At 63.8% G+C, this 13,676-nt stretch carries 16 protein-coding genes; 9 read left to right on the top strand and 7 right to left on the bottom strand.

Features of this window, described 5'->3' with window-relative positions:
- The first annotated feature begins 16 nt into the window (after positions 1–16).
- Genes KW568_RS11100 through KW568_RS11085 form a run of 4 tightly spaced genes read left to right on the top strand, consistent with a single transcriptional unit; the run spans position 17 to position 3,421 of the window.
- Positions 17–919 (top strand): metal ABC transporter substrate-binding protein, encoded by a 903-nt coding sequence (locus tag KW568_RS11100; RefSeq protein WP_003256213.1) that lies wholly within the window; start codon positions 17–19, stop codon positions 917–919.
- Positions 916–1,662, top strand: coding sequence for a metal ABC transporter ATP-binding protein (locus tag KW568_RS11095; RefSeq protein WP_004576038.1), 747 nt, complete (start codon positions 916–918; stop codon positions 1,660–1,662). The genes KW568_RS11100 and KW568_RS11095 overlap by 4 nt, the downstream gene beginning before the upstream one ends.
- Positions 1,662–2,561, top strand: coding sequence for a metal ABC transporter permease (locus KW568_RS11090; protein ID WP_003256215.1), 900 nt, complete (start codon positions 1,662–1,664; stop codon positions 2,559–2,561). Before KW568_RS11095 ends, KW568_RS11090 begins: the two co-directional genes overlap by 1 nt.
- Positions 2,558–3,421, top strand: a complete 864-nt coding sequence (locus KW568_RS11085; protein ID WP_004576039.1) for a metal ABC transporter solute-binding protein, Zn/Mn family — start codon at positions 2,558–2,560, stop codon at positions 3,419–3,421. The genes KW568_RS11090 and KW568_RS11085 overlap by 4 nt, the downstream gene beginning before the upstream one ends.
- Positions 3,422–3,645: 224 nt before the next feature.
- On the opposite strand, the gene KW568_RS11080 is transcribed toward KW568_RS11085, so the two are convergent.
- The 6 genes from KW568_RS11080 to KW568_RS11055 all read right to left on the bottom strand — a co-directional run bounded on the left by KW568_RS11080 (position 3,646) and on the right by KW568_RS11055 (position 7,718).
- Complete coding sequence (locus tag KW568_RS11080) at positions 3,646–4,698, bottom strand: DUF1615 domain-containing protein (RefSeq protein ID WP_004576599.1); 1,053 nt, start codon at positions 4,696–4,698, stop codon at positions 3,646–3,648.
- Between the two features lie 26 nt (positions 4,699–4,724).
- Complete coding sequence (locus tag KW568_RS11075; protein ID WP_004576598.1) at positions 4,725–5,276, bottom strand: hydrolase; 552 nt, start codon at positions 5,274–5,276, stop codon at positions 4,725–4,727.
- 57 nt (positions 5,277–5,333) lie between these two features.
- The gene (locus tag KW568_RS11070; RefSeq protein ID WP_004576597.1) at positions 5,334–6,053 is read right to left on the bottom strand and encodes a thioesterase II family protein; all 720 of its coding nucleotides are present in this window, start codon (positions 6,051–6,053) and stop codon (positions 5,334–5,336) included.
- Entirely contained in the window at positions 6,050–6,271 is a 222-nt protein-coding gene (locus tag KW568_RS11065) for an MbtH family protein (RefSeq protein WP_003256222.1), read from the bottom strand. The genes KW568_RS11070 and KW568_RS11065 overlap by 4 nt, the downstream gene beginning before the upstream one ends.
- 134 nt (positions 6,272–6,405) lie before the next feature.
- Positions 6,406–6,807, bottom strand: a complete 402-nt coding sequence (locus KW568_RS11060; protein WP_003256224.1) for a hypothetical protein — start codon at positions 6,805–6,807, stop codon at positions 6,406–6,408.
- A 26-nt stretch (positions 6,808–6,833) separates the two neighbouring features.
- Complete coding sequence (locus KW568_RS11055) at positions 6,834–7,718, bottom strand: LysR family transcriptional regulator (RefSeq protein ID WP_004576596.1); 885 nt, start codon at positions 7,716–7,718, stop codon at positions 6,834–6,836.
- A gap of 146 nt (positions 7,719–7,864) precedes the next feature.
- Between KW568_RS11055 and KW568_RS11050 the strand changes: the two genes are divergently transcribed.
- Positions 7,865–8,884, top strand: coding sequence for an alpha/beta hydrolase (locus KW568_RS11050; protein ID WP_004576595.1), 1,020 nt, complete (start codon positions 7,865–7,867; stop codon positions 8,882–8,884).
- 204 nt (positions 8,885–9,088) lie between these two features.
- Here the strand turns inward: KW568_RS11050 and KW568_RS11045 are convergent, their stop codons facing one another.
- A complete protein-coding gene (locus tag KW568_RS11045) occupies positions 9,089–9,382 on the bottom strand; it encodes a DUF1330 domain-containing protein (protein WP_003256229.1) in 294 nt (97 codons plus the stop codon).
- Positions 9,383–9,460: 78 nt separating this feature from the next.
- On the opposite strand from KW568_RS11045, the gene ribBA reads away from it, so the two are divergent.
- The 4 genes from ribBA (at position 9,461) to KW568_RS11025 (ending at position 13,665) form a co-directional block, all read left to right on the top strand.
- Positions 9,461–10,582, top strand: a complete 1,122-nt coding sequence (gene ribBA, locus KW568_RS11040; RefSeq protein ID WP_004576594.1) for a bifunctional 3,4-dihydroxy-2-butanone-4-phosphate synthase/GTP cyclohydrolase II — start codon at positions 9,461–9,463, stop codon at positions 10,580–10,582.
- A 330-nt stretch (positions 10,583–10,912) separates the two neighbouring features.
- A complete protein-coding gene (locus KW568_RS11035) occupies positions 10,913–11,938 on the top strand; it encodes an ABC transporter substrate-binding protein (RefSeq protein WP_004576593.1) in 1,026 nt (341 codons plus the stop codon).
- Complete coding sequence (locus KW568_RS11030) at positions 11,935–12,852, top strand: ABC transporter permease (protein ID WP_004576592.1); 918 nt, start codon at positions 11,935–11,937, stop codon at positions 12,850–12,852. Before KW568_RS11035 ends, KW568_RS11030 begins: the two co-directional genes overlap by 4 nt.
- Positions 12,853–12,858: 6 nt before the next feature.
- Positions 12,859–13,665, top strand: a complete 807-nt coding sequence (locus KW568_RS11025; protein ID WP_003256236.1) for an ABC transporter permease — start codon at positions 12,859–12,861, stop codon at positions 13,663–13,665.
- Positions 13,666–13,676 lie beyond the last annotated feature (11 nt).

The raw sequence follows: 13,676 nt of genomic DNA, 5'->3' as shown, positions 1-13,676 counted from the left end.
ACCCAAGGACCCGCCCATGTTTCGCTCCGCCCTCGCCCTGCTCCTGTCCCTTGCCCTGCCGGCAATGGCCCTGGCCGATAACAGCAAGCCGCTGCGAATCGGCATCACCCTGCACCCCTACTACAGCTACGTGAGCAATATTGTCGGCGACAAGGCCGAGGTGGTTCCCCTGATTCCGGCGGGCTTCAACCCGCACGCCTACGAGCCGCGGGCCGAGGACATCAAGCGCATCGGCACGCTGGACGTGGTGGTGCTCAACGGTGTTGGCCATGACGATTTCGCAGACCGCATGATCGCCACCAGCGAAAAACCCGACATTGCCACTATCGAAGCCAATCAGAACGTGCCGCTGCTGGCGGCCACTGGCATCGCCGCGCGCGGTGCCGGCAAGGTGGTCAACCCGCACACCTTTCTGTCGATCAGCACCACCATCGCCCAGGTGAACAACATCGCCCGTGAACTGGGCAAGCTCGACCCGGACAACGCCAAGTTGTACACGCAAAACGCCCGTGCCTACGCCAAGCGCCTGCGCGCCCTGCGTGCCGAGGCCCTGGCCAAGGTCACCGAAGCCCCTGGCGCAACGTTCCGGGTCGCCACCATCCATGCTGCCTATGACTACCTGGTGCGCGACTTCGGTCTGGAGGTGACCGCCGTCGTCGAGCCGGCCCATGGCATCGAGCCCAGCCCGGCGCAGCTGAAAAAAACCATCGACCAGCTCAAGGCACTGGACGTGCGGGTGATCTTCTCGGAAATGGACTTCCCGTCGGCCTATGTCGAAACCATTCAGCGTGAGTCCGGCGTACGCCTGTATCCGTTGACGCATATCTCCTACGGCGATTACACCAAGGACAAGTACGAGGTGGAAATGAAGCGCAACCTGGACACCGTGGTCCGCGCCATTCAGGAGAACCGCGCATGACCGCTGCCGCCAAGCGGGTGACAGCCTGCGGGCCGCGCATCGAGTTCACTGGCATCGACCTGACCTTGGGGCGTACGCGCATCCTCGAACAGGTCAGTTTCAGCGTGGCAGCAGGCAGCGTGCACGCCATCGTCGGCCCCAACGGCGGCGGCAAGAGCTCGTTGATCAAGACCCTGCTCGGGCAGATGCCACACCAGGGCCAGCTGACCTTGCATTGGCCTGGTGAGCGCGAAGTGATTGGCTACGTGCCGCAGGCACTGGAGTTCGACCGCGGCCTGCCCATGACCGTGGACGACTTCATGGCCGCCATGTGCCAGCGCCGCCCGGCCTTCCTCGGCCTGTCGCGGCGCGTGAAGCCAGCCATTGATGCAGCCTTGGTTCAGGTTGGCATGCTCGACAAGCGCACGCGGCGCATGGGTGCACTGTCCGGCGGTGAGCGCCAGCGCGTGCTGCTGGCCCAGGGCCTGATCCCCGAGCCACAGTTGCTGGTGCTGGACGAACCGATGTCGGCCCTCGATGAAGCCGGAATCCAGGTGTTCGAACAGTTATTGCAGGGCTGGCGCCAGGCCGGCACTACCGTTCTGTGGATCGAGCACGACCTGGAAGCCGTGTTGCGTCTGGCGGACCGGTTAACAGGCCTGAACCGCCAGGTGCTGTTCGATGCGCCGCCTGCCCAGGCCCTGACTCCGGAGCGCCTGCTCGGCCTGTTCTCCGTTCACCCGCGTAGCGAGAGCCTTGCCTGATGAGTTTTGAAATCTTTCGCCAAACGGTCCAGGACTGGGCCACTGCCGGCTATCTGCCCGAGGCGCTGGCCTACGGCTTCGTGGTCAACGCCCTGTTGGCTGGCCTGATGATCGGCCCGGTGTTGGGCGGCCTGGGTACCTTGGTGGTGGTCAAGCGCTTTGCCTTCTTCTCCGAAGCGGTCGGCCATGCGGCGCTGACCGGCGTGGCCATCGGTATCCTGCTGGGTGAGCCCTATACCGGCCCTTACGGCAGCCTGTTCGGCTACTGCCTGCTGTTCGGCATCCTGCTCAACTTCCTGCGCAACCGTACCGGGCTGTCGCCGGACACACTGATTGGCGTGTTCCTGTCGGTGTCGCTGGCGCTGGGCGCCAGCCTGCTGCTGATGCTGGCAGGCAAGATCAACGTGCACATCCTCGAAAACGTGCTGTTCGGCTCGGTGCTGACCGTTAGCGCCCAGGACTTGCTCGTGCTGGGCATCGTCGCGGCGCTGGTGCTGGCCTTGGCGCTGCCGCTGTACAACCGCATCATGCTGGCCAGTTTCAACCCGCAGCTGGCGGCTGTGCGCGGGGTAGCGGTGAAGACCCTGGACTATCTGTTCGTGGTGCTGGTGACGTTGGTGACTGTAGCTGCGGTGAAGGTGATCGGGGCCATCCTGGTCGGTGCGCTGCTGGTCATCCCGGCCGCCGCCGCTCGCCTGGTCAGTCAGTCGCTCAAGGGCTTTTTCTTCCTGTCGGTGCTGATTGCCACCATCAGTACCCTGCTCGGTATTTTGCTGCCGATCGTTTTCGACCTGCCGGTGCCGTCAGGGGCCGCGATCATCCTGGTCGCCGGCATCTGCTTTGCCCTGGCCGCCCTGGCCCGCGCCCTCGTTCCCCGCCTGCAAGGAAACCCGGCATGAACTTCAAACACCTGACCCTGGCGCTGGCACTGGCCGGCCTGCCGTCCCTGTCTTTCGCCACGCAAGTGCTGACGACCCTGCCCGTCACCCACAGCCTGGCCAGCGCCCTGCTCGACGGCACTGCGGTGCAGCTCCAGCAGGCAGCACCGGCCAACCTGCCTGCCAGCCGCCAACCGTCATATTTCAGCGGGCGTGGTGGCGCAGGCCTGCACAAGGCCGCCCAGCAGGCAGATGCGGTGATCGGGGTGCGTTCGATCTGGCGTGACGACCCGCTGTACCCGATGGCCCGACGCAGCAATATCCGCATTGTCGAGATCGATGCCGCGCGACCGGTGGATGGCGCACTGCCGGGCATTGCGGTGAACGGTGACGATGCCTATGGTGCTTACCCCTGGCTCAACCCGACCAACCTCGGGCGCATGGCCGACGTGGTGGCCAATGACCTGGAGCGCCTGGCGCCGGACGACAAGGCAAAGATCCAGGGCAACCTGGCAGGGCTCAAGCGCCAGTTGCTGGAGCTTTCGGCCAGCAGCCAGACGCGGTTGGCCAAAGTCGACAACCTGACGGTGGTGAGCCTGTCGGAGCGGCTGGGATATCTGGTCAACGGGTTGAACCTGGATGCGGTCGAGCAGCCACTGCCGGCCGAATGGGATGCGGCCGCCCTCAAGGCGCTGGGGGAGAACCTGAAGGCGCAGGACGTGGCGCTGGTGCTGGACCATCGTCAGCCTGAAGCGGCAGTGGCCGAGGTGATCAAGGCGGCCGGGGCCAAGCTGGTGGTGGTGGAGAGTGACCCTGAAGATGCGATTGCGGGGCTCAAAGCCAGCGTTGACCAAGTGGTTGGGGCATTGGGCGGGCGCTGATCGGACAGGCCCGCGCGGTGGATGGCACGGGCTTCGCCCGTGTTCGCGGGCAAGCCCGCTCCTACATTGGACACGCGTCGGTGGTTGGGCGCAGGCCGTCGTGTAGGAGCGGGTTTACCCGCGAAGAGGCCGGCCCTGCTGGCCAAGTTCCACCCGCCGTTCGCCGTTGCCGCCACCACCGTATTCGCGGGTAAACCCGCTCAAGGATCGCGGTTGCTGCCAGGCTAACGCTTCATGCACCGCTGATAGCGCTCATCCACCCGCCCGGCAAACCAGGCCGTGGTCAGCTTGCGGGTAATCTTCGGGCTCTTCAGCTCGATGCCCGGCAACACTGCGCGGGGCACCGGTTTGCCGGCTTTGGCATCCGCCAGGGCGAACACCCCGCTGTACAGCTTGCTGTCCTCGAACGCCAGGCTGTCGGCCTCCTCCAGCTGGCTTCGGATCTGCGGGTTACGCAGCCCAAGCTTCACCCCCAGCTTGCGCGCGGCCAGTTCAGTCGTCCCCGGCATGATCGCCCCCGGCGCCACCAGGTCGCCGTCCAGTGCCAACTTCACCCCCGTGACCTTGCTCAATGCCGCCTGGAATGCCGCATTGCGGCTGGCGTACCAGCCTGCGTTGAAATCGGCGAAACGGTAAAGCTGGCGCTCGTAGTTGGCCGGGTAGCCCAACAGGTGGGCAATACCGAAGTACATGCCGCCGCGCCGGCTGAACACTTCCTGGCGAATCGTGCCTTCATGGCTGTAGGGGTAATCCCTCGCATGCTTTTCGGCAAAATCGATGCTGACTTGCATCGGCCCGCCGGTGTGCACCGGATTCAGCCCGCCCAGCAAGGTCTTGCCCAGCGGCACGCGAGCAACGACTTCGTCGTACAGTTCGCTCAACTGCTTTTCGCTGCGCACCGTCTGCAACCGCTGCTGGTAGCTCTTGCCGTTGCCCGACGGCCTCTTCAGCGCACCGTCGACCAGCAGTTTGGGAATATGCAGACGCGCAGCGCGGCGGTCGATCTCCTGGCGGGCGATACGCCCAAGGTTGGGCACCTGCGGGTCCGCAGTGAAAGTCGACTCCTGTTCGGTCACCGCCAGCACTGCGCACAGGTTACTTTTACTGGGCGCTATGCGCTGGGCTTCGAAGGCTGCCTGGATATCGTTGGCCCAACCCTCGCGGTCCTTGACCTGGGCGGGTAACAGCCGCAATAGCTGCGCACGGATTTTGGCCGGGTCCGTTTCGGGTGCTTCTTCGCGGCGCCCGGCACAGCCTTGCAACAGCGCCAGGGCCATCACCGAAATGGCCAGTAACCGGCCGTTCAGGGCTGTTCACCGACCAGATAGGTTTTGCTGATGTGGCGGAACTGCGGGTGCCCGGCACTGCCCATCAATTCGAACAGCACCATCTCGCGGGTCACTACCTGCGCACCGGCGGCACGCATGCGCGCCAGGCCTGCGGCCTTGCTGGCCGGGGTGCGGCTGTCGCAGGCATCCTCGACCACGAACACTTGCTTGCCCAGCGCCAGCAGGCCGAGCACGGTCTGCAGCACACAGACATGGGTTTCCATGCCGCAGACGATCACCTGCTCGCGCGCCATCAAACTGGCCGGCAGGCACTCGGCGGCCACGCAGGAAAAGTGACTTTTTTCCACCACTTCGGCTGCCGGCGCTACGGCCAGCAGTTCGGCCAGGGTATGGCCCAGGCCTTTGGGGTACTGCTCGGAAATCACCGTCGGCAGCGCCAGCTCGGCAGTCGCCGCCAGCAACCAGCGGGCCCGTGCCCGAGTGCCTTCGGGGTCGCTCATGGCACCGATCAGTTTTTCCTGGATGTCGACGACCAGCAGCGTGGCCTTGAGTGGATCGATCAGCATTGTCTGCCTCTTGCCTGGGAAAAACCCTAGCCTCCCCCAGGCAAGCGGTGACGTCAATCAGGCGGACAGCCGAAGCGGTTGCAGCGACGCGGTCAGCGCAGCGAGCACACGGTCTTCCTGCTCATGGATGAAAAAATGACCACCCGGGAACATCTGCAGCGAGAACGCGCCGTGGGTTTCACAGCGCCATGCCTGCAGTTGCTCATCGCTGGCCCGGTCATCCACGCCACCCAGCACATGCAGTGGGCACTGCAACGCCGCTCGCTGCCGGTATGTGTAAGTGCCGCACAACAGAAAATCGGCGCGCAAGGTCGGCAAGGTCAGGCTCATCAGCTCAGCGTTGGCCAGCACTTCCTCAGGCGTACCTTGCAGCGCGCGCAACTCGCTGATCAGCTCGGCGTCGCTCTTGGGCTCGCGCCAGTTGTTGCCGTCGTAGTCCTCACGCCGGGTAGGTGCCGCGGTGCCGCAGGCGAACAAGGCCAGCGGCGCCGGGCAGCCCAATGCCTGCAGCTCATGGGCCAGCTCGAAGGCCAGCAGTGCACCCAGGCTGTGACCGAGCAGCGCATAAGGAGCGCTTGCCGTCAGGCGCTGCTCGCTGGCCAGTTGCCGAGCCAGCACTTGCATGTCAGTGTGCAGCGACTCTGCCATGCGCGCCCCCCGCCCAGGCAATTCCACCGGGCGCACCTGCAACCAGGCCGGCAGCTTGCGCCGCCAGCGGCTGTAGACCATGGCGCTGGCCCCGGAGTACGGCAGGCACAGCAGGTTCAGCACGGTCACTGGGCGGCAGCTTCAGCCATTTTCTGGCGCAGGCTCAACGGGCGCATGTCGGTCCAGACTTCATCGATGTAGGCCAGGCAGTCCTTCTTCAGGCCGCTTTTGCCCACGGCACGCCAGCCGTTGGGGATGGCTTTGTAGTCGGGCCAGATCGAGTATTGCTCTTCGTGGTTGACCACTACCTGGAACTGGATATCGTCGCGGTCGAAAACGGAAGTCATTGCCTGTCTCCTTAAATGATGATGCCGCTGCGCGCCTGGCGCAGGGTGGCTTTCAAGTAGACGTAGCAAGCGCTGTAAAAATTAACGGAATTGACGCGCCCCCAGGTGGGATCGACCGGTACAGGTGTCAACGCTCAGGTATCGCGCAACAAGTCGTGCGTATCGAGCAACCGGAACGCAACCTGCGGATTACGCTCCAGCCCGCGCCGGATTGCCGCCGGGATAGACTGCCGGGTCTTGCGACACAGCCCGGGTTGCTCGTCCAGCTCGATGACGATGCCGCGCATGGTCCGTACCTCGTTGTAACCGGGGGCGATGTGCACGCGGATGCCGAGGTTTTCGTACAGGCGCTGCTGCAGACGTTGAAGGTCTTCCAGGTCCCTCAGGTTTTCCAGGCGTTCGAGCAGGCGTTTTTCTTCCTGCCGGGTCAGCAAGAGGATGCGCTGGGCGGCCTGCGGATGGTCGGCCAATTGCTCGCGGCCGCAGACGCAGGCGCCAGGGGGGCAAGGTTGGCGTAAAGGAACGGGCGTACTCATAGGGCAAGCATAGCCTGTACCGACCGTCAGAGCTGCGCCAGCCGCGTACGCAGGAAGCTGACAAAACCCTGCACCGGCCGCGCCACCTGCCGGTGCTGCGGATACACCGCCGAGAGCTGCAGCGCGGGCGGGCGCCACTCATCCAGAACCGTCACCAGTTGCCCCTCCGCCAACGCCTGCCCAACGATAAAGGTCGGCAGGTAAGTGACCCCCATCCCGGCAATCGCAGCCCCCCGCAGCAACTCGCCATTGTTCGCCCGCATGCGCCCGGTCACCTGAATTGCCTGGGTTTTGCCACCTTTGTGGAATTGCCACTGCACCTGCCGCGAATGCCCATAGGGCAGACAATCATGCGCGGCGAGCTCATCCGGTTTTCCCGGCGCTCCTCGTGCTTGCAAATACGCCGGGCTCGCACAGTAGACCCGCTCGACACTGGCGATACGCCGGGCAATCAGGCTGGAGTCCTCCAATGCACCAATCCGCAGCGCCAGGTCATAGCCTTCACCAATCAGGTCCACGGCGCGGTCGCTCAGGTCTACTTCTACATCAACCTGGGGGTGCAACTGCAGAAACTCGGTCAGCAGGCAACCCAGGTGCGCCATGGCAAACGACAGCGGCGCGCTGAGGCGCAAGGTGCCGCGCAGGACCTGGGCCTGGCCGCTGATGTCGTGTTCGACCTGCTGCACTTCACCCAGCAGGCGCAGGGCCGACTGGTAGTAGTGCTGCCCCAGTGGCGTGGCATCGAGGCGCCGGGTGGAGCGGTTGAGCAGGCGCACGCCCAGGCGCTCTTCAAGCTGCATCAGACGCCGGCTGACCGATTGCTTGGACATGCCCAGACGGTCGGCGGCAGCGGTGAAACTACCGGCCTCCATCACCTGGGCAAAGATCCGCATGTCTTCGTAAGGGTTCATTGTCTCGCTCTTGCTGACAGTCAAACACTTTATAGCGGCTTTTTCCCACGAGTGCATCTGCCTAATCTACGCACAAGTCGCAGCGATGGCCCCTCAGGCCAGGCAAGACGCCCACTACCAACACTTGCACAGAAAAGGATTCGCTCATGAACATTGTCCACAAAGCCCTCACCGCCTCCGTCCTGGCCCTGTCCGTTTCCACTGCCTTCGCCGCAGGCAGCCCCGGTGTCGAACAACACACCCAGGCCTTCCTCGAAGCCCTGGAGAAAGGGGGTGGCAAGCCGCTGGAACAGCTCACACCAAACGACGCCCGCGCGGTACTGACCGGCGCCCAGGCCTCGGTAAAGGTCGACCTCTCGGGGATCGAAGTGAAGGAACGCACGATTCAGGCCAATGGCCAGTCGATCAAGCTGCAAGTGGTACGCCCGACTAACGTCAAAGGTGATCTGCCGGTGTTCATGTTCTTCCACGGCGGCGGCTGGGTGCTGGGCGACTTCCCGACCCACCAACGACTGATCCGCGACCTGGTGGTCGGCTCGGGTGCGGTGGCGGTCTATGTGGACTACACCCCGTCACCGGAAGCGCACTACCCGACGGCGATCAACCAGGCGTACGCCGCGACTCGCTGGGTGGCCGAGCATGGCAAGGAGATCGGCGTGGATGGCAAGCGCCTGGCTGTAGCCGGCAACAGCGTTGGCGGTAACATGGCGGCGGTGGTTGCACTCAAGGCCAAAGAGGCCGGCACCCCTGCCCTGCGCTTCCAGCTGCTGCTGTGGCCGGTGACCGATGCCAGCTTCGAGACAGCATCGTACAAGCAGTTTGCCGAAGGACACTTCCTGACCACCGGGATGATGAAGTGGTTCTGGAACAACTACACCGTTGATGCAAAGGCGCGGGCGCAGATCTACGCCTCGCCGCTGCGGGCCAGCAGTGAACAGCTCAAGGGCTTGCCGCCAGCGCTGGTGCAAACGGCTGAGTTCGATGTGTTGCGGGATGAAGGCGAGGCTTATGCCCGCAAGTTGAATGCGGCGGGCGTGACAGTAACCTCGGTGCGCTACAACGGAATGATTCATGACTATGGGCTGCTCAACCCGTTGAGCCAAGTGCCGGCAGTAAAGGCGGCGCTGCGGCAGGCGGGCAACGAACTTAAAGTGCATCTGCAGTGAGGCAATGAGCAATAGACCCGCCTGGGCGGGTCTTTTGCTTCTATTTGCGGAAACGGCCCGCAGGCTTCAATGAATCTGCCATCGGTGCGGCAGGTCCGGCCCTTTCGCGGGTAAACCCGCTCCTACACAGGCCACCACAAACGTCAAATTCTGTGGTGGCCTGTGTAGGAGCGGGTTACCCGCGAAAGGGCCGGCAAATCCTGCTCAGGGCTCAAACCCTTCCACAATGATCACCTCAGCCTTCGCCACCCCTTGGCGATGACTGCATGCCTCTTGGTACAGCGCGGAGCGGTAACAGGCGACGGCCTGCGCGTACGAATCGAACTCGATCACCACACTACGCTGAGGCGTAGCCCTCCCTTCCATCGCCTCGCTGCGCCCGCCACGGGCCAGGAAGCGCCCGCCGAATGCCTTGAAGGCAGCCGGGGCGCGCTGGGTGTATTGCTGGTACTGCTCGGGGTCGGTCACGTCCACATGGGCGATCCAGTAGGCCTTCATGTGCAGCTCTCCTGTTACGGCGATATTTGTGTATGATGGTATACCATAAAATTCACCCCACCACAGTGAGCGTGCACCATGGCTTTCAACACCATCGAGGAACTTCTCGAGGACTACCGGCAAGGCAAGATGGTCCTGCTGGTGGATGACGAGGACCGGGAAAACGAAGGCGACCTGTTGATCGCCGCCGAGCGCTGCGACGCCCAGGCCATCAACTTCATGGCCCGCGAGGCGCGCGGGCTGATCTGCCTGACCTTGACCGACGATCACTGCCAGCGCCTGGGCCTGGAGCAGATGGTTCCGGCCAACGGTAGCGTGTTCAGCACCGCGTTCACCGTGTCGATCGAGGCGGCCACCGGGGTCACCACCGGCATTTCCGCCGCTGACCGGGCACGCACCGTGGCAGCGGCCATGGCCCCCAACGCCCGCCCCGAAGACGTGGTACAACCTGGCCACATTTTCCCCCTGCGGGCACGCGAAGGCGGCGTGCTGACCCGTGCCGGCCATACCGAAGCCGGCTGCGACCTGGCACGCCTGGCCGGCTTCAGTCCGGCCTCGGTCATCGTTGAAGTGCTGAACGACGACGGCACCATGGCCCGTCGCCCCGACCTGGAAGTGTTCGCCGCCCGGCATGGCATCAAGATTGGCACCATCGCCGACCTGATCCACTACCGCCTGAGCACCGAGCAGACCATCAAGCGCATCGGCGAGCGCGAGCTACCGACCGTGCATGGCACCTTCCGCCTGGTCACGTATGAAGACCGCATCGAAGGTGGCGTGCACATGGCCATGGTCATGGGCGACATTCGCCGCGAACAGCCGACCCTGGTGCGGGTGCATGTGATTGACCCGCTGCGCGACCTGGTGGGTGCCGAGTACGCCGGCCCCGCCAACTGGACGCTGTGGGCGGCGCTGCAGAAGGTGGCTGAGGAAGGTACTGGCGTGGTGGTGATCCTGGCCAACCACGAATCCTCCCAGGCCTTGCTTGAGCGTGTGCCACAACTGACCCACCCTGTGCGGCCCTATCAACGTGGCCAGTCCAAGGTGTATTCCGAAGTGGGTACCGGGGCGCAAATTCTGCAGGACCTTGGCGTGGGCAAGCTGCGTCACCTGGGGCCACCGCTGAAATACGCGGGGCTGGCGGGCTATGAGCTGGAGGTGGTGCAGAGCATCCCGTTCGACCCGGGGATGAATGGCTGAGAACACACAAGCAATTGATTTAGCGGGGCCCTGTAGGCGCGGGTTTACCCGCGAATGCGAGGGTGACACCACCGACGCATTCGCGGGTAAACCCGCGCCTACAGGGCCCTTGGTGCTTTTGACAGGGCGGAGTGATGGCCGGTCGCCTCATACCTCTTGCCAAAATCTTGGAATACCATAATATGATATCCCGTAGACCTTAAACCTGCAGGCCGGCACCTACAATTAAAAACGGCCATCAGAACACTTTGTTTTAGCTGCTCCCCGAACACTATTGGCGGGCGCACCACAAGCCCCGCCTCGAATAACAAAAGCAACGAGGGCGTAACCATGCTGTTAAGCAAACGTGTAACCGCAGTGCTGTCCGCCAGCCTGCTGACCCTGGCATGTCAGGCCGCCCAGGCCGCCGATAGCCTCAACTTCGTCAGCTGGGGCGGTACGACCCAGGACGCCCAGAAAGAAGCGTGGGCAGTACCGTTCACCAAAGCCACGAACATCAAGGTCGTGCAGGACGGTCCCACCGACTACGGCAAGCTCAAGGCCATGGTCGAGAGCGGAAACGTGCAGTGGGACGTGGTCGACGTCGAAGCCGACTTTGCCCTGCGTGCCGCCAGCGAAGGCCTGCTCGAACCCCTCGACTTCAACCAGATCAAGCGCGACAAGATCGACCCACGCTTCGTCTCCGACCATGGCGTCGGCTCATTCTTCTTCTCCTTCGTGCTCGGCTACAACGAAGGCAAGCTCGGGGCCAACAAGCCGGTGGACTGGACCGCGCTGTTCGACACCAAGGCCTACCCCGGCAAGCGAGCCCTGTACAAATGGCCCAGCCCCGGCGTGCTGGAACTGGCCCTGCTGGCCGACGGCGTAGCCCCCGACAAGCTGTACCCGCTGGACCTGGACCGCGCCTTCAAGAAGCTCGACACCATCAAGAAAGACATCGTCTGGTGGGGCGGTGGCGCCCAGTCACAGCAGTTGCTGGCCTCAGGTGAAGCCTCGCTCGGCCAGTTCTGGAATGGCCGTGTCTACGCCCTGCAGCAAGACGGTGCACCGGTGGGTGTGAGCTGGAAGCAGAACCTGGTCATGGCCGACTTCCTGGTCATCCCCAAAGGCGCCAAGAACAAGGAAGCGGCCATGAAATTCCTGGCCAACGCCAGCAGCGCCGAAGGCCAGGCCGAATTCGCCAACAAAACCGCCTATGCGCCGGTCAACGTCGACAGCGTGGCCAAGCTGGACAAGGACCTCGCGCCAAACCTGCCAACTGCCTACGCCCAGGACCAGGTCACCCTCGACTTCGCCTACTGGGCCAAGAACGGTCAAGCTATCGCGGCCCGCTGGAATGAGTGGTTGGTCAAATGAAAGTCGCCATCAACGCCCTGCAAAACGCGCAAGGTGCCCCCACGGGCGCCGGCGCCCCGGGCACCGCACCGCGCCGTGCCAGCCTGAGCCAGCGCTGGAAAGGCAGCCGCAACCTGCTGCCCGCCCTGCTGTTCCTTGGCCTGTTCTTCTTCGCCCCGCTGGTCGGCCTGTTGCTGCGCGGGGTGCTGGAGCCAACGCCAGGGCTGGGTAACTACGAGCAGCTGTTCGCCAACTCGGCCTATGCACGGGTGCTGTTCAACACCTTCTCGGTGGCCGGCGTGGTTACCCTGATCAGCGTGCTGCTGGGCTTCCCGCTGGCCTGGGCAATCACCCTGGTGCCCAAGGGCTGGGGCCGCTGGCTGCTGAACATCGTGCTGCTGTCGATGTGGACCAGTCTGCTGGCGCGCACCTACTCGTGGCTGGTGCTGCTGCAGAGCTCGGGCGTGATCAACAAGGCGTTGATGGCCATGGGCATCATCGATGCCCCGCTGGAAATGGTGCACAACCTCACCGGCGTGGTAATCGGCATGAGCTACATCATGATCCCGTTCATCGTGCTGCCACTGCAGGCGACCATGCACGCCATCGACCCGATGGTGCTGCAGGCAGGTTCGATCTGTGGTGCCAGCCCGTGGACCAACTTCTGGAAGGTGTTCCTGCCGCTGTGCCGCTCGGGGCTGTTCTCCGGGGCGCTGATGGTGTTCGTGATGTCGCTCGGTTACTACGTCACCCCGGCGCTGCTGGGGGGCGCGCAGAACATGATGCTGCCTGAATTCATCATCCAGCAGGTGCAGTCGTTCCTCAACTGGGGCCTGGCCAGCGCCGCTGCCGCACTGCTGGTGGCGATCACCCTGGTGCTCTTCTACCTGTACCTGAAGCTGCAGCCGGAATCCCCGGTTGGCAACGCGAGGTAAACCGCCATGCTCCTGTCTCCCAATGCCATGGGCCGCCCGCTGCGTACGGGCCTGTACCTGACCACCGGGGTCATCGCGGCCTTCCTGCTGCTGCCGGTGGTCTTCATTGTGTTGCTGTCATTCGGCTCGTCACAGTGGCTGGTGTTCCCGCCACCGGGCTGGACCTTCAAGTGGTACGGCCAGTTTTTCTCCAACCCGGAGTGGATGGACGCCGCACTGGCCAGCCTGAAGGTGGCCGTGCTGACCACCATCGCCGCCGTGCTGCTGGGCCTGCCCAGCGCATTCGCCCTGGTGCGTGGCCGCTTCCCGGGCCGCGAGCTGCTGTACGGGCTGTTTACCATGCCGATGATCGTGCCGCTGGTGATCATTGCCGTGGCGGTATACGCACTGTTCCTCAAGCTAGGTTACACCGGCACGCTGTTCGCCTTCGTGGTCAGCCACGTGATCGTCGCCCTGCCGTTCACGATCATCTCGATCATCAACTCGCTGAAGCTGTTCGACCAGTCGATCGAAGATGCTGCGGTGATCTGCGGTGCATCACGCCTGCAGGCCATTTTCAAGGTCACGTTCCCGGCCATCCGCCCCGGCATGATCGCCGGTGGCCTGTTCGCTTTCCTGGTGTCCTGGGATGAAGTGGTGCTGAGCGTGATGATGGCCAGCCCCGACCTGCAGACCCTGCCAGTGAAGATGTGGACCACCTTGCGCCAGGACCTTAGCCCGGTCATCGCCGTGGCTTCGACCTTGCTGATCGGCCTGTCGTTGCTGGTCATGTTCATTGCCGCCGCCTTGCGCCGGCGCACCGAAAACGCCTGAGCGCGGAGAAA

Origin of the sequence: Pseudomonas sp. HD6515 (assembly GCF_024971855.1) — a bacterium.
In the GTDB taxonomy this organism is placed as follows: domain Bacteria; phylum Pseudomonadota; class Gammaproteobacteria; order Pseudomonadales; family Pseudomonadaceae; genus Aquipseudomonas; species Aquipseudomonas alloputida.
Note: the sequence above shows the minus strand (reverse complement) of the source record. Positions and strands in the feature narration are given on the sequence as shown.